Here is a 16,532-nt window from a genome sequence, read left to right as displayed (position 1 = left end):
AAAGGAAAAGGTATATAGAATGGCTCAGTTAAATGGGCTAATTCATATATACCAGAGAGAAAAGATTATGAATGCATTGGGATTGGCACCGTGGGTCGCGGTGTCGATTTTTGTGGTCATGTTCGTGTTGATTATTTTGGATAAAATCGAGCGGCACGTGGTCACACTGGGGTGCGGAGCGGCCACGCTGCTGCTCGTATTTGGCGTCTGCATGGGCTCGTGGCCCGCGATTTGGTCGACGTTAAACGTGCAAAGCATCTTCACCCCGGCGTTTTGGTATGGCGCCAGCGAAGGCGCCGAAACGGTGGGCGGAATCAACTGGGCCACAATTTTGTTTATCGCCGGCATGATGATCATGGTGGAAGGCATGGCGGATGCGGGATTTTTCCGGTGGCTTTGTCTGCGGTTCGCGAAGATGGTGCGCTACAAAGCGACGTGGATCTTTCTGGTGTTTATGATCATGGCGGCGGTTCTGTCGATGTTTATCGACAGCATTACCGTCATCTTGTTTTTGGCGGCCGTCACGGTCGAGCTGGCGCAGCTGCTGCGCTTCGATCCGGTGCCTGTCATTTTGGCGCAAATCTTTTGCGCCAACCTTGGTGGCGCGGCCACGATGTGCGGGGATCCGCCCAACATCATCATCGGCACCGCGCTTGGGTACTCGTTCGCCGATTTTGTCGCCAACACCGGCTCGATCGTCCTGATCGCGCTCGTGTTCGTTTTGGTGTATTTTTGGCTGTGCTTTGCCAAAGGGCTGAAAAAGAGCGAGGCGCACATCCGGGACATCGAGACGTTTCCCGATCCGAAGGAAGCCATCACGCATCCGCGCGGCTTCCTTGTTTCGACCGCGATCTTTTTGCTGGCCATCGTCTTGCTTGTGACGCATGGCAGCACGCATTTGAGCGTGGCGTTCATCGGCGTTTTCATTTCGATTTTGACGCTGGCGGGCGCGGGAAGGAAAGCGCCGCTCATTTTGACGAAGGTCGACTACAAGACGCTGCTGTTTTTTATCGGTCTGTTCGTGGTCGTGGGCGGCCTGGAGCAAACCGGCGTGCTCGAATGGATCGCGGAAGGCATCGCCCTTGTTTCCAACGGCAACGTGTATGTGATGCTTGGCATTATTTTGTGGGTGTCGGCGATCGCCAGCGCGTTTGTGGACAACATTCCGTTCGCGGCCACGATGATTCCGGTCATCCGCATGCTGTCGCTCAGCTCGTCGGTGCCGCTGGCGACGCTGGCGTGGACGCTGTCGATTGGAACGGACATTGGCGGCTCGGCGACGCCGATTGGCGCCAGCGCCAACGTCGTGGGCACGGCCGTGGCGATGAAAGCCGGATATCCGATTGGCTGGGGCAAATATTGTAAATACTGCGTGCCGGCCACTCTTTTGGTGATCGGGATCGCGATGATTTGCGTGTTTGTCCGTTATGTGTAAGACAGAAAGGGAAAAAAGATGATCATTACGATTTCAAGGGAGTTTGGCAGCGGCGGGCAGGAAATCGCCCGGGCGCTGGCCGACCACTACAAACTGAAAGTATACGATGAAAATATGCTCAACGAGATCGGCATCCACGAAAGCTATGACATCGACCAAATCAACCAGTACGACGAGGCGCCCCGTTGGCGGATCCGTTCCCGGACCGTGCGCGGACTGACCAATTCGAACATCGACAACATCGCGATGAAGGAGTTCGACTTCCTGCGGGAAAAAGCGCGGGTCGGCGCGTCGTTTATCGTCGTGGGACATTGCGGGGAAAGCGTGCTGGACGGCTACGATCCGATCACGATTTTCGTCAGCGCGGCCATGGATATGAAAGTCGAGCGGACGATGAAGCAGTTCGGCTTGTCAGAAAAGGAAGCGCAGGCGCTCATCAAAAAGACCGACCGCAACCGCAAGACGTACCACAATTACTATTGCGACCACAAATGGGGCGATTCCCGGTTTTACGACTTGTGCATCGACTCGTCCAAGCTGGGCGTGCCGCAAACGGTCCGGTTTTTGATTACGTATATTGACATGATTCAATCGAACCTGCCCGATTGATTGGCGATCCCCGCTTTGGCGGGGATTTTCTTTTGGGCATTTAAGATACCTGATAAAAAGGAGGCCGGTATAATAATACAAGGAGGATTGGCTATGCAGGAAAACAATCATGCTTTGACAAGTATCACGTTCAGCGAAAACGGACGGGAACGGCGAATCGACATCCAGCATGTGATTTGGGCGTTCGAGTGGGAAGGCGCGCTGTATTTGGTGGATAAAAATAAAAAAGTGTACACCTTCGAGTTGGAGTCCAAGGATCCGGAACTCGTGTTCGAAGCGTTGAAGCAAGCCAATCCGGCTATCATTTTCGGCGCGTTCGAAGGCAGTCGAATCGGGTTCGAGTCTTTGGACAACACGCGCGATCTTGGCGGCATCCAGACGATGGACGGCCGGTTCATTTTGCCCCACAAGCTGCTGCGAAGCGGAAGTTTGCATAAAATTTCCAAAGCCGACCGGCACCGGTTGGAGCAGGAATTCGACGTCCGGCTCGTGATGGATTTGCGGACGGAAGTCGAACGGCTCGCCGCGCCCGATCCAATCATGCTGCAGGCGGAAAACGTCCATGTTTCCCCGCGAAAAGCGTCCTCGCTGGACTTGCTGGCGAAAGACACGCACGCGCAAAACATGCTGGATTTGATTCGGCACGCGAAAAAGACGATGCGCTGCATGTACGAAGAACTGGTGGTGTCCGAGCAGGGACTGAAGGCGTACCGGCGCTTTTTCGAGCATTTGCTCGCCAGCGAGAAAGGCAGCGTGCTGTGGCACTGCACCCAGGGCAAAGACAGGACGGGTGTCGGGACAATGCTGCTGCTGAGCGCTTTGGGCGTGTCCAAAGAACGGATTTACCAGGACTATTTGCAGACAAACGTGTATTTGAAAGGGGAAAAAGACGCGCTGGCGGTCCGGCTGCGCGCCCATCCCGATCTTGTCGGCCATCTTGATGATTTGTATGACGCCAAAAAAGAGTATCTTGATTTGGCGTACCAGAGCATCGAGCAAAATTTTGGCACGATGGAAAATTATTTGATCGAAGGGCTTGGCTTGGAAAAGGCTGACATCGCCCGGCTGCGCGAGAAATTTCTGGTTTAAAATTTGTATTAGAAAAAACATAACATTTAGGTCGTTAAAATTGCGCAATCCCATAGGCAATGGTATTTTATAGACAGAGCTAATCGCACGCAAAGCGAGCGATATCCATATCCCCCTGAAAAGCACAGTCTGTATTCTTTATGGATTTTATGAGTGGATTTTATTTTGGACATGGGAGTTCTTGGTGTATTAATAATATAAAAAAACGCTGGAATTTAAAGCAGGGGAGATGCATCGGCCGCAGACAGGGATTTACGCGCAAAGCTCTAGAAGAAAATGGAGTAAAAAAGATTCCGATTCCAGCGGATTGGACTGTAGGAGATCACGGTTTCCAGATTCGAAAAGACCAGAAATGGTCTTTTTCTTTTGGATTGTTTTGCGTTTTATGTTACAATATGAAATATAAGAAGTTAAAAATGAAAACATAATGGGAAAAGAAGGGGAGAAAAGAAATGAAGGACAACTGGAAACAGCCGATCCCGCATTCGGGATCCATCGTGATCCTTGGCATGCTCGCTGTCACATTGATTTTGGCGGCCATGGCGGGATAACGCAAGAAGACGCGCGTCTTCTTTTTTTTTGCCCATGAAAAAGGATGCCGAAACGGCATCCCGGAAACGGATAGAGATAGATCAGGCCCGCGCCTTGTTCATGAGAGGCGCTAGCGCTTTGAGCAGCAGCGGCACGAGCACGAGGTCGAGAAGCAGCGTGGGGACCATGTACGTCGCGTTGTAGGCCGCCGAAGGCAAAGGAAGCAGTCCCCATACGACGCATCCGCTAATCGTCGAAGAAAGAAAGCGGATCACGTTGGTGATCAGGACACCGGAATCAAACCAGCCAAAATTCGGGAACAGGCAAGCCAGACCGTATACGCTAAATGCGATCAAATAGTCGAGCAGGAACCCGAGCAGATCGGGGGTGTACATCGGACCGGTCGCGAACTGGGCGAAGACGCTCACAATCGAAACGACGAGTCCTTTTTGCCAGCCGAGCTGATAGCTTGCCATCAGCAAAGGAATGGTCGAAAGACCAAGGCTTCCGCCATTGGGCATTTGGAAAAACGGCAGCGTGTTGACAAACGTGTCCAACACCATAAACAAAGCCACGTAAAAGGCCATCAACACAAGCTCTCTGACAGATAAATTTTTTTTCATAAAAAAACACCTCCAATGAGGCGCAGGAAATAATCCACAGACTCCCTACGCTAGTATTATCTAGATCAGGTCCGAGGGACCGTGCTTCGCACATCTCAGCCTTGCGGCGCCCCTGTCGTTGATGACTTCATTATACACAAAATCAAGGAAAACACCATGAAAACATGAAAAAATCTTCCAAAAAGGAAGATGGATAGGCTATCGTGAAAAAATCAAATAGACGATTTCCGGCGTGGCGTTCAGACGGGCGTTGACGTGAATGCAGCCGGTTCCCGCCGAAATATAGTACGGAAACGGAAGATTCGCCCCGTTGTCGCGGTTGAGTTTTTCGTTGCCCGGATATTTGCGGTAGCCGCCAAGGATCGGATACAGGATTTGCGTTCCGTGCGAGTTTCCCGCCAGCGCGTAGGAAATCGAGACGTTTTTAAGCGCGTCGTTGCGCAGGTGGTCGGCGTAATGGGACACGAGCAAGTTGTAGTGGGTGTCATCCACGTTGGCGAGCGCCTGGTTGAAGTCGGCGTCGGTACGCAAACCGATCAGCTGAATGCCCGACTTGGAACGGTTGCCAAGAAACCGGGTGCTGTTGTCGACGACCTCGACCTGGCTGTTGGCGTAAATGTCGTAGACAAGCGTCTGGCGCTCCTCGTTGACAAGATCCTGCTCGCCGATGACGGCGAACTTGCCCAGCGAGGCCGGAAGGGCCGCGAACCGGTCGATCATCGCCTGCCGGTCCTGGTCGGTCGTTTTGTATTTGGCGTCGAAAAGGTCGCCGCCGAAAATAAGAATGTCCGGGTGCAGCTCCTCGATTTTTTTGAACAAGGCGTCCGTCCGCTTCTGGTCCTGGAATTTGCCATACTCCAAATCGGTGAAATACACGATGGACACGTCGTACATGTCTTTTGGGATTTTTTTGTTTTTGATCATCTGGTAGTTGACAGCAATCTCGCCAGGCTCGATGTAAATGGCATGATAGAGCGAGGCGCAAATCGACATCATGCACGCGGTCAGGACGGCCACGGCGATGAACAAGGTTTTTTGAAGTTTTGTCATATGCACAATTTTACCATAAAAAGAGAAAAGGGAAGCAATTACTTCGCTTCCCGATGATTGTTTTCCCGTCTGGAATGGATCGGCCGTTTCGAACGGTCGTGCGCGGCGCGCTTTTTCGTGATTTCCTCCATCGTTTGTTTCGAGTTCAAGATGACCGGGATCACGATTGGATTCCGATGCGTCTTTTTGTAAAGGAACGGCTCCAGCGTCGAACGGATGCAGTTTTTGATTTCCGAGAACGTCGTCTTCTCTTTCATTTTTTCCTGCAAAGACGCGCCGACGATAAATTCGGCTTCCTTGATGAGCGCCTGGCTGTCTTTGATAAAGACGAAGCCGCGCGAAACGATGACCGGTCTGGAGAGGATCTTGTTTTCCTTCGAGTCGATCGCGATGATGACGGCGACCAGACCGTTGTCGGCTAAAATGCGGCGGTCTTTAAGGACGGCGGTCGACAAACCGGAAATGTCGTTGCCGTCGACATAAATGTCGTCGCCCTGGTAGCGCCAGTCGCTTTGCAGCAGCTCGTGGTTGCGCAGGATGAGAATGTCACCGTTGGCGCACACAAAAATGTTTTCAGGCGGCATGCCGGTATCGATCGCGGTTTGGCGATGCTGCATGAGCATTTTGTATTCGCCATGGATCGGCATGAAGTAGTGCGGCTTGATGAGCTGCAGCATGAGCTTTTGTTCTTCCTTGGAGGCGTGGCCGGTCGTGTGCAAATTGGTTAAAACCGATTTGGACAGCACGGTCGCGCCCGAGCGGAACAGCTTGTCGATGATCTTGTTGATGCTGGACGCGTTGCCCGGAATCGGACTGGACGAGAACACCACCGTGTCGCTTGGCTTCAAGTGGATGTGGCGGTGGGTGCCCGACGCGATGCGCGACAAGGCGGCCAGCGGTTCGCCCTGGGAGCCGGTGCACAAAATGCACACTTCGTTGTCCGGTGTGCGGGACAGCTCCTCAGGGGAAAGGATTTGCGAGTTCTTGATTTTGATGACACCCATTTTCCGGGCGATATCCACGACGTTTTCCATGCTTCGTCCAAAGACGGCGATCTTTCGTCCGCATTTGAGCGCCGCCTCGATGATTTGGTTGACGCGGTACACGTTGGACGCGAACGTCGCGATGATCAGCCGGTGCTTGGCATTGCGCATGATTTCCAAAATCTCGTTGGCGACGTCTTTTTCGGAAATCGAAAACTCCTCAACGCCGGCGTTGGTGGAATCGGCCATGAGCACGTCCGGCTGCATGACGCCGATGTACGCCATTTTCTGGTAGTTGGCGTTGGTGCCCACCGGGGTGAGATCGAACTTAAAGTCGCCCGTATGCACGATGGAGCCGTTTGGCGTCGTGATCAGCACGCCCAGCGAGTCCGGGATGGAGTGGATCGTGTTGAAAAAACCAACAGTAAAATAACGAGTCTTGATCGACGAGTCTTCGTCGATCTCGATAATCGGGACTTTTTCGAGTCCTTTGTGTTCACTAAGTTTTTTTAGAATGAGGGCTTTGGCAAACCGTGGTGCGTAGATCGCGTCGATCTGGACCTGTTTCAGCAAAAAAGGAATTCCGCCGATATGGTCTTCGTGACCGTGCGTGATGACGAGGAATTTCCTTTTTTTGTTCATCCGGATCAAATGGTGGTAGTCCGGGATGACATAGTCTACGCCGAGCAGCTCGTCGCCAGGGAACAAAACGCCGCAGTCGACGATGCAGATCTCGTTTTCATATTCATAGCAGTACATGTTTTTTCCGACTTCGCCAAGTCCGCCCAAGGCGTAAATCAACGTGTCGCCTTTTTGGACTTGATTTTTGCGAACCGGGGTCTTTTTGTTTGTCAAATGCCCTCCTTGATGGTGATTCGATTTATTTGGCATTGATGACCTCTTTCTATTCATAAAAAAATCTTTAACTTTATTATACTCTATTAGGAACAAAAAAACAGAAGCTAGTACACTTCTGCTTCCGGATCCGTTTTCCATGGATCGTTCGGGTCGATGCGGTCATAAAACAAAATGCCCGACAAATGGTCGATTTCGTGCTGCAGACAAATCGCCAAAAACCCTTTCGCGCGAATCGTGACGTTTTCGTTGCGCACCAAGTCAAAGGCGCGCACTTTGATGCGGGCGTGCCGCATGGAGTGCCCTTCGTGCTCTTCCAGTACCGACAGGCAGCCTTCGCCGGAATCCAAATAGGCGTTTTGCACCGATTCCGAAATGATTTTCGGATTGACCAGAGCCAGTTCGATGTCTTCCTCCTCGTTGTCCGGGTTCGGGCAGACGATGGCTAGCATTTGTTTTGGAACGCCGACCTGGATGGCGGCGATGCCCACGGCGGGGCGCAGGTTGTCGCGCTCGGCGATTTCCTCGTCCTGTGAATCGCGCACGTAGGTAAGCATCGCTTCGAGAAGCTCGCGGTCCTGCGCGTCCAGGGGAAGGGCAACTTTTTCGCTTTTCTCGCGGATCCTAGGATCGTGATCGCTAATAATCGTATCTAATGTTATTTTCATTTTATTTTCCTCGCTTTTTCATTTTAATCCATTTTCAACGTGTTGACAAATCGTTCCATTCGATTTTATCTTACGGGGAGATTGTGCAAAAAGGTTCGATGAACATGTCGTTTCTATGGTAGAATGGGAGCATGTCTGAACAAAGAAAAAAAATTTCCAGAAAGGAAAAGAGATATCTTCGCAAGCTGAAACGCAATACGCGGATCCGCGATTTTATCAACACGGTGACGCTGGCTCCCTACTCGGACGTTCCGCTCAACCTGGCGATCTTTGGACTCATGCTTTTCGGGACCGCGATGATCGCCTCGACCGCGGTAGGCCAGACGACGGATTCGCTGCGCACGGTGCTTTTCGCTTTAGTCAAACAGTTCGCCTTTTTGGGCGCGGCGTATTTGACGTTCCTGTACGCGGACAAGGGGTTTAGTCTGCGCTGGTTCTACCGCATCCAAATCGTGATTTTTTTGATTTTTATCGGGGCGATGATCACCCCGTTCGCGTTTCCGGCCGTTGGCGGCAGCCACGCCTGGATCCGCATCGGCTCGGTCACGTTGCAGCCTTCCGAATTCGGCAAGCCGCTGCTGATCATCATTTGCGCGTGCGCGGTGTATAGCGCCAAGCGCAACCGCGAGCAGCGCAAGTCCTTTTTCGCGTTTTTCCGCTGGCCGCTCATCGCCTGGCTTGTGACGATGATTTTGCTGGCGGCGCAAAAAGACTACGGGACGGCGGCCATCACGAGCGGCATCGTGTACGTGTGCATGATGCTGCCGTCGTATCCGACTTTGCGCAAAGTGCAAAAGCGGGTGACTGTGTTGCTGGCGGCTGGCGCTATCGCGCTCGTCGGCTTGTTTGGCGTCACGGACATCGGGACCGATCTTCTTGCCCAAACGCCGCTGGCCCACATCGCGACGCGGATCGTCAACGCGAAAAACCCGTATTCGGATATTTACGGGACCGGTTACCAGCCGGCCAACTCGTTGTATGGAATCGCGGACAGCCACGTGATTGGCAAAGGGTTTGGCAATTCCTCGCGCAAATACGGCTATTTGACGCAGGCCGACAACGACTACATCCTCGCGGTGACGATTGAGGAAACGGGAATTCTCGGCTTCGCGTTTATTATCTTTTTATATGGCGTGATTGAGTACCGGCTGATTTATTACGCGCTGCGTACGCAGGACACGGTGAAAAAAATGATTTTGATTGGAACGGGAACGTACTTGTTCCTGCATTTCGCTTTGAATGTTGGCGGCGTGGGGGCGCTGATCCCGATGACCGGGATCCCGCTGCTGTTTATTTCCAGCGGCGGCTCGTCTTTGCTGGCGGTTTCCTTCGCGCTGGGGCTTTGCCAGCAGATGATTTCGAAGATCCGGGAAAAGGAAATGAAAGGGGTGCGGTTATGATTGGCGCGTTTTGCGGCAGCTTTGATCCGCTGACGCTCGGGCACGTGGACATTATCGAGCGCGCGAGCCGGCTTGTGGATACGTTGTATGTGTTTGTGGCGGTCAATTCCGAAAAGCGTTCGATGTATTCGCTGGATCAGCGGCTGGCGTGGCTGGAGGCGGCGTGCGCCGGGTTGCCGAACGTGCGTTGCGCCGTCCAAAACGGATTGGTTGTGGACGCCTGTCGAAAGGCGGGGGCGCGAGTGCTGTTTCGCGGCATCCGGAACGGGCAGGATTGTGCGTACGAGCAAAACATGGCGTTTATGAACGGGTATTTGGATCCGGACGTGGAAACGGTTTGCCTGTTTACGAAGCCGGAGTACGATTTATACTCAAGCTCGAATGTGCGCGAACTCGTCAAATACCATCAGGATGTGGCGAAATTCGTGCCGGCTTGCGTTTTGAAAACATTGTTGGAGCAGGAGGAAATGGATGAAAACATTAATTGACTGGATGGAGGAAAACGGATATTCCGTAAAGGATCCGAAATATTATATCGAGGCGTGCACGCATTCTTCGTACGCCAACGAACATCATAACGGAATCGACGACAACGAGCGTCTGGAATTCATGGGGGACGCGGTGCTGCAAATCTGGAGCGCCCAGCAGTTGTTTGAAATGGAACCGAAAATGCGCGAAGGCAAAATGACGACGCTGCGCGCGCAAACGGTGTGCGAGGCGACCCTCGCCCATTTGAACGAGCAGCTGGGCTGGTACAATTATTTAATGCTTGGTGTCGGCGAGGAAAAATCGGGCGGCCGCAAGCGGGCGAGCATTTTGGCGGACCATTTTGAGGCGTGCATCGGCGCGGTGTATTTGGATCAGGGCTACAAGGCGGTGGACTCGATTTTGCAGAAGGTCATGAAGCCGGTGTTCAAAGAGGAAAAGAGCGACGAGGTGACGGACTACAAAACGCATTTGCAGGAAGTCATCCAGGCGGATTCGCGCAAAACGCTCCAGTACCGCCTGCTGGAGGAAGTCGGGCCAAGCAACGCGCCAACCTTTACGATGGGCGTGTATTTGGACGACATTCAGCTGGGCGTGGGCGTGAGCAGCACGAAGAAGAAGGCGGAGCAGAAAGCGGCGAAAAACGCGTTCGAAAAAATGGCCAAGTAGAAGAGGAGGGTCTATGTCGAAAAACGATATTACAGGATTGATCGAGTTTCTCCCCGAGGAACTCGCCTCTTTTTTTGAGGGGGCTTCTTATTTTCAGACGCCGGAGTTTCATTCAAGACGCCGCGAGCTGACGTTGTATTTCGCTTTGAAGGCGCCCCTGCCATACGAGGTGTACGACCGGATGGTCAACGCGCTTCGGCTGACGTTCCATGCCAGCGTGGACGTGACGATTCAGGCGGAAAACGGCGAAGTGAACGTGGGCGAGTTATCGCGCTATGTCGCTTTTTTCACGCAAAAGGAAACGCGGCTGCAATGCTTCCGGTATATCAATCCAAGCAAGGGCGAGCAATCGTACACGTTTTCCACGACGGATGAGGAAAAGGCGGCGGCGATGAACCGCTCGCTGAAGCGGTTGGAGGAGCTGCTGGCGAAAGTCGGCATCCGGCAGGCGCTGAAAGTGGATTTGGTCGAAGACGACCAGCCGGTGGAAGCCGTGTACATTCCGGATCTTCCGGTGCCAAAGAGCGCGCCGGTGGAAAAGAAGGAGCGGTTCGCCCGCTACAAAAAAGAGGCGGCGCCGCTAGTTAAAATCGCGGATCTGGAAGTGGGCATGGACAACGTGTGCGTCGAAGGCCACATTTTCGATGTCGACAACCGGGTGACGAAGAGTGGCAAAACGTTGCAGATGCTGTATGTGTCCGACTACGAGGAGGCGATCGTCGCCAAGCGGTTTGAAGGCAAGCGCCATACGCTGGAGGAAATCGAGTCGGTGGGCAAAGGCATGTTTGTCCGGCTGACTGGGCAAGTCGTGTACGACTCGTATTCGCGGGCGAACTCGTTTATGATTTCCAAAGTGGAGGAAATTCCGGCGCCAAAGCGCAGGGATCCGGAATTGAAAAAACGGGTGGAATGGCACGTGCATTCCAATTTTTCGGAAATGGATGGCGTGTGCGCGATCGAGGAATACATTCAGACGGCGTACGACTGGGGGATGGACGCGATCGCGGTGTGCGACCACCAGGTCGTGCAGGCGTTTCCGATGGCGCAGCACAAGGTGAGCGCGCTGAACAAAAAGGATCCGGAACGCAAGTTCAAGATGCTGTATGGTTGCGAGATGAGCATGGTGGACCCGGTGTACCATATCGTCTACAACAATGACCATCGCAAGCTGGAGGACGCGGAGTACGTCATTTTCGACTTGGAGACGACGGGTCTTTCGAACCGGCTGGACGAGATCATCGAGTTTGGTGCGGTGAAGATGAAGGATCGGGAAGTGATTGACCGCAAGCAGTTGTTTGTCAATCCGAAGCGGTCGATCCCGGCGCACATTTCGAGCCTGACGCATATCAACCAGAGCGACGTGGACGCGGCGAAGCCAATCGAGGACGTGTTTGACGATTTAAAGCAATGGATCGGGGACGCGGTGCTGGTGGCGCATAACGCGACGTTTGACGTGGGGTTCATGAACGCGGCGGCAAGAAAGCTTGGCAAGCCGGAATTTTCGAATCCGGTGATCGACACGCTGCCGCTGGCGCACGCGATGCTGGACTTGAAGCGGTATCGTCTGGGGAACGTGTGCCGGCACTATGGCGTGAAGTACGATGGCGAAGGGGCGCACCGGGCGGATTACGATGCGGAGGTGCTTTCGCAAGTGCTTTGCCATATGTTGAACGCGTACAAGTCGGATGCCACGCTGGATACGTTGCAGGACAACCAGAAAGAGGACAGCTTTAAAAAGGTGCGGCCAAGCCACATCACGGTGTTTGCCAAAAACAAGGAAGGGCTGAAGGAGCTGTTTGAGCTGATCACGTTGTCGCATACGAAGTATTTGGCGTACAATGGCAAGTCGACGGAAAATGTCGTGGCCGAGCCGCGCATCCCGCGGGCGGAGCTGATGGAGAAGCATAAAAACGGAAATTTGCTGCTGGGGTCGTCGTGCCAGAACGGCGAGGTGTTCGAGATGGCGCATACGCGCGACCACGACTTGCTGAAGAAGACGATGGAGTTTTACGACTACGTGGAAGTGCAGCCGCTGGAATGCTATCGAAACTTGATCGACCGGGGCGCGATTTTGAACGCGGCGGATTTGAAGAAGGTGCTGGGCTATATTTTGGAGGCGGCCGACGAGCTTGGCAAGCCGGTTTTGGCGACGAGCGACGCGCACTATGTGCATCCGCATGAGAAACGTATCCGGGATATTTATATTAACGCGAAGGCGATTGGCAACGCGCGGCATCCGTTGTATAAGTACAACGCGCAGGACCGGAAGATGTATCCGGCGCCGAACCAGTATTTGCTGACGACGCGGGAAATGTTGTCGGCGTTCAGCTGGCTTGGCGAGGACAAGGCGAGGGAAATCGTCATTGACAATCCGAACAAGCTGAAAGATACGATGGAGCCGATTTATCCAATCAAGGACAAGCTGTATCCGCCAGATATCGAGGGTTCCGATCAAAAGCTGCGGGACATTTGTTTTGAAACGGCGCATCAGTGGTACGGGAAGGATTTGCCGGAAATCGTGGAGAAGCGGCTTGTGCGGGAACTGGACAGCATCATTGGCGCGGGCTACTACGTGGTTTACTATATTTCCCATCTTTTGGTGAAGAAAAGCAACGAGGACGGGTATCTGGTTGGTTCCCGTGGTTCGGTTGGTTCGAGTTTTGTCGCGACGATGTCGGGGATCACGGAGGTGAATCCGCTGATGCCGCATTACATTTGCCATCATTGCCAGCATTACGAGTTTTTGGATGACGACTCGGTGAAGTCGGGGTTCGACTTGCCGGATAAGGAGTGCCCGATTTGCCATCGGCCGATGCGGGGCGACGGGCAGGATATTCCGTTTGAGACGTTCCTTGGTTTCGAGGGGGACAAGGTGCCGGATATCGACTTGAACTTTTCGGGGGAATACCAGGCCAACGCCCACGCCTATACGAAAGAGGTGTTTGGCGAGGATCATGTGTTCCGGGCCGGCACGGTTGGCACGGTGCAGGAGAAGACGGCGTACGGCTACGTGAAAGGCTTCGAGGAGGAAATGGAGCTTCCGGTTCCGTTTTCGGAGGCGAAGCGGACGGATTTGGCGAAGGGCTGCGAGGGCGTGAAGCGAACGACGGGGCAGCATCCGGGCGGAATCGTCGTGGTGCCGCTGGATATGGATGTGCATGACTTTACGCCGGTGCAGTATCCGGCGAACAACCCGTACGCGGAGTGGAAGACGACGCATTTCGACTTCCACCAGATCCATGACAATATTTTGAAGTTTGATATTTTGGGTCATGTCGACCCGACGGCGATGAAGATGTTTGAGCGAATGACGGGAATCGACGTGACGACGATTCCGATGAACGATCCGAAGACGATGTCGATTTTCTCGTCGCTGGATGGTTTGGATATCGACTCGACGCGGTACTCGGAAGTGACGGGTGCGGCGGGAATCCCGGAGTTTGGTACGCCGTTTGTGCGCGGGATTTTGGAGATGACGAAGCCGAAGACGTTCGCGGAGCTGGTGACGATTTCGGGATTGTCGCATGGTACGAATGTATGGTTGTCGAACGCGAAGGATTTGATCGAGGATGGCACGTGTAAGCTGAACGAGGTCATTGGTTGTCGTGACGACATCATGGTGGATTTGATGGGATATGGCTTGCCGCCGAAGGCGAGCTTCACGATCATGGAGAGCGTGCGAAAGGGCAAAGGCTTGAAACCGGAGTGGGAAGAGCTCATGAAGGAAAACAAGGTGCCGGACTGGTACATCGAGTCGTGTAAGAAGATCAAGTATATGTTCCCGAAGGCGCATGCGGTGGCGTATGTGATGAACGCGGTGCGGATCGCCTGGTTCAAGGTGCATATGCCGGCGTATTATTATTGCCAGTATTTTTCGATTCGCTGCGATGCGTACGACATTCAGACGATGATTCAGGGCGAGGAAGCCATCCGGAAGAAGATGAGCGAGATCAAGCTGAACAAGGAGATGAACACGCCGAAGGACAAGGCGATTTACGATACGCTGGAGCTGGCGCTGGAGATGGTGCTGCGGGGATACCGGTTTACGAATCTTTCGATTACGAGATCGGCGGCCACGGAGTTCCGGGTCGATCCGGACAATCCGAAGATGATTATTCCGCCGTTCACGTCGCTGGACGGTCTGGGTGACAACGTAGGAAAGTCGATTGTCAAGGCGCGGGAGGAGCGGGCGTTTCTTTCGAAGGAGGATGTTTTGAAGCGGACGCAGATTTCGAAGACTTTGCTGGATAAGATGGACCAGATGGGGGCGACGGAGGGTCTGGACGAGGAGAACCAGATGACGTTGTTTTAGGTTGAGATAGAGAAATTGAATTGAATGAAACCCTTGTGATTCTGAAAATGTCGGGATGCAGGGGTTTTCTTTATGTGCATATTTATTTCTTCGTTTATTTAATCTGGTAGACTGAATATAAGTTTTCGTTTGAGGTATAATAAATAAAAAGATTTGGATTTATTCAGCAAGAGGGGTTATAAAAATCCGAGAATATAACTGTTTTTATTGGGAGGAGTGACTTATTTAAAATAAAAGAATTTTTGAATTAAGTAGAAAATCATTTAGATCAAGTTCATGTATAAAATGTGGATTAAGCTATGAAAAGGAAATAAATTTGATGTTTTCTTCGTGCGAATAGAAAGTGAACTTGAAATCTTTGGGAGATTCGCACCGAAAGAAAAAGTGCCTGAATAAGAAAATGAGGATAATTCATAGAGATATATTTAAATGATTTCCAAACGTTGACGTTTGTTTAAGAAATTAGATGTTAATTGGTTAGTGATACGGTCTCAACCCTCTTGGGTTGAGTGGATTGAAATTATTGGTGAGACAAAAAAAGTGATGAACAATGTCGTCTCAACCCTCTTGGGTTGAGTGGATTGAAATCAATATCGGCGGATGATGCGGTCGAATAGTGAAGGTCTCAACCCTCTTGGGTTGAGTGGATTGAAATAGTTCACTTATCACCATAAAACTCCTTTCATAATGTCTCAACCCTCTTGGGTTGAGTGGATTGAAATACAATTTCTTCAAATTGTTTCCCGACGATCTCAGTCTCAACCCTCTTGGGTTGAGTGGATTGAAATAGAAGAATAGGTTGAGTCAAAAGTTTATCCAGTAGTCTCAACCCTCTTGGGTTGAGTGGATTGAAATATTTTATACTTATCAATCATACACATCGCTCCTCGTCTCAACCCTCTTGGGTTGAGTGGATTGAAATACAGAAACAGAGATCTTATCTAAAGATATGAAAGTAAGTCTCAACCCTCTTGGGTTGAGTGGATTGAAATTTGTCGCTTTTATAGTAAACAATATATCCAGAAACGGTCTCAACCCTCTTGGGTTGAGTGGATTGAAATCAAGGGTGCGACCGGCGATCGAGGTCCTCAAGGGGTCTCAACCCTCTTGGGTTGAGTGGATTGAAATCAATTATGGAAAATCGGTTGATTGGTTTGTAAAGTCTCAACCCTCTTGGGTTGAGTGGATTGAAATACTTGATACACTCCTTTCTTAAATGTACTATTCCTGTCTCAACCCTCTTGGGTTGAGTGGATTGAAATATTGATCCACCCCCGCATCCTGCAGGTTTAAGATTGTCTCAACCCTCTTGGGTTGAGTGGATTGAAATATCTTACTACTTAAGCCGGTATTTGTAAACCCCTAGTCTCAACCCTCTTGGGTTGAGTGGATTGAAATATATTTCCCATTTGTAGGGTTTTTTATTAATGCATTGTCTCAACCCTCTTGGGTTGAGTGGATTGAAATCGGTCGTAGCGCGTCCAAGGATGCGCGCCGTGAGTCTCAACCCTCTTGGGTTGAGTGGATTGAAATCTGTTGGGGTAACGCATCCTCAGCAAAACATGGGGCGTCTCAACCCTCTTGGGTTGAGTGGATTGAAATCTGGGTAGTCATGAGGCTATACGATCCAAGCGAGGTCTCAACCCTCTTGGGTTGAGTGGATTGAAATATATCCTTCGCCGAGTTTTCGTCGCCGGCGTTGGTCTCAACCCTCTTGGGTTGAGTGGATTGAAATCATTTGGCCGCACGTGGATTTCCAAGCATTTCGGTCTCAACCCTCTTGGGTTGAGTGGATTGAAATATATCCTTCGCCGAGTTTTCG

The 16,532-nt window shown here is 51.9% G+C and carries 12 protein-coding genes, 1 CRISPR repeat array and 1 riboswitch; of the genes, 8 read left to right on the top strand and 4 right to left on the bottom strand.

Annotation, left to right across the window (positions count from 1 at the left end):
* Window positions 1-67: 67 nt before the first annotated feature.
* The 4 genes from E5336_RS11480 (at window position 68) to E5336_RS12650 (ending at window position 3,561) form a co-directional block, all read left to right on the top strand.
* Window positions 68-1,435: an ArsB/NhaD family transporter gene (locus E5336_RS11480; protein WP_135981241.1), complete on the top strand. Its 1,368-nt coding sequence runs from the start codon at window positions 68-70 to the stop codon at window positions 1,433-1,435.
* An 18-nt stretch (window positions 1,436-1,453) separates the two neighbouring features.
* Window positions 1,454-2,044 (top strand): cytidylate kinase-like family protein, encoded by a 591-nt coding sequence (locus E5336_RS11475; protein WP_135981240.1) that lies wholly within the window; start codon window positions 1,454-1,456, stop codon window positions 2,042-2,044.
* A 93-nt stretch (window positions 2,045-2,137) separates the two neighbouring features.
* Window positions 2,138-3,133 (top strand): tyrosine-protein phosphatase, encoded by a 996-nt coding sequence (locus tag E5336_RS11470; RefSeq protein WP_135981239.1) that lies wholly within the window; start codon window positions 2,138-2,140, stop codon window positions 3,131-3,133.
* 149 nt (window positions 3,134-3,282) lie between these two features.
* Window positions 3,283-3,561 (top strand): hypothetical protein, encoded by a 279-nt coding sequence (locus E5336_RS12650; protein WP_277820862.1) that lies wholly within the window; start codon window positions 3,283-3,285, stop codon window positions 3,559-3,561.
* A 204-nt stretch (window positions 3,562-3,765) separates the two neighbouring features.
* On the opposite strand, the gene E5336_RS11465 is transcribed toward E5336_RS12650, so the two are convergent.
* From E5336_RS11465 to def, 4 genes are all read right to left on the bottom strand, one after another.
* Complete coding sequence (locus E5336_RS11465) at window positions 3,766-4,287, bottom strand: energy-coupled thiamine transporter ThiT (RefSeq protein ID WP_135981238.1); 522 nt, start codon at window positions 4,285-4,287, stop codon at window positions 3,766-3,768.
* A 25-nt stretch (window positions 4,288-4,312) separates the two neighbouring features.
* Window positions 4,313-4,411: riboswitch (TPP riboswitch) on the bottom strand.
* Window positions 4,412-4,485: 74 nt separating this feature from the next.
* A complete protein-coding gene (locus E5336_RS11460; RefSeq protein WP_135981237.1) occupies window positions 4,486-5,337 on the bottom strand; it encodes a metallophosphoesterase in 852 nt (283 codons plus the stop codon).
* A gap of 38 nt (window positions 5,338-5,375) precedes the next feature.
* Window positions 5,376-7,232, bottom strand: coding sequence for a ribonuclease J (locus E5336_RS11455; RefSeq protein ID WP_277820861.1), 1,857 nt, complete (start codon window positions 7,230-7,232; stop codon window positions 5,376-5,378).
* A 50-nt stretch (window positions 7,233-7,282) separates the two neighbouring features.
* On the bottom strand, window positions 7,283-7,843 hold the full coding sequence (gene def / locus E5336_RS11450) for a peptide deformylase (RefSeq protein WP_135981235.1): 561 nt from the start codon (window positions 7,841-7,843) through the stop codon (window positions 7,283-7,285).
* Between the two features lie 131 nt (window positions 7,844-7,974).
* On the opposite strand from def, the gene E5336_RS11445 reads away from it, so the two are divergent.
* Genes E5336_RS11445 through E5336_RS11430 form a run of 4 tightly spaced genes read left to right on the top strand, consistent with a single transcriptional unit; the run spans window position 7,975 to window position 14,710 of the window.
* Window positions 7,975-9,243, top strand: a complete 1,269-nt coding sequence (locus E5336_RS11445) for an FtsW/RodA/SpoVE family cell cycle protein (protein ID WP_135981234.1) — start codon at window positions 7,975-7,977, stop codon at window positions 9,241-9,243.
* A complete protein-coding gene (gene coaD, locus E5336_RS11440; RefSeq protein ID WP_135981233.1) occupies window positions 9,240-9,731 on the top strand; it encodes a pantetheine-phosphate adenylyltransferase in 492 nt (163 codons plus the stop codon). Before E5336_RS11445 ends, coaD begins: the two co-directional genes overlap by 4 nt.
* Window positions 9,715-10,398: a ribonuclease III gene (gene rnc / locus E5336_RS11435; RefSeq protein ID WP_135981232.1), complete on the top strand. Its 684-nt coding sequence runs from the start codon at window positions 9,715-9,717 to the stop codon at window positions 10,396-10,398. The genes coaD and rnc overlap by 17 nt, the downstream gene beginning before the upstream one ends.
* 13 nt (window positions 10,399-10,411) lie before the next feature.
* Window positions 10,412-14,710 (top strand): PolC-type DNA polymerase III, encoded by a 4,299-nt coding sequence (locus E5336_RS11430; RefSeq protein WP_135981231.1) that lies wholly within the window; start codon window positions 10,412-10,414, stop codon window positions 14,708-14,710.
* Window positions 14,711-15,198: 488 nt separating this feature from the next.
* A CRISPR array of direct repeats spans window positions 15,199-16,511; the repeat unit is 33 nt; unit sequence GTCTCAACCCTCTTGGGTTGAGTGGATTGAAAT.
* Window positions 16,512-16,532 lie beyond the last annotated feature (21 nt).

It is taken from the genome of Dubosiella muris, assembly GCF_004793885.1.
GTDB classification, from domain to species: domain Bacteria; phylum Bacillota_I; class Bacilli_A; order Erysipelotrichales; family Erysipelotrichaceae; genus Dubosiella; species Dubosiella muris.
This window is presented reverse-complemented; position numbering and strand designations above follow the sequence as displayed.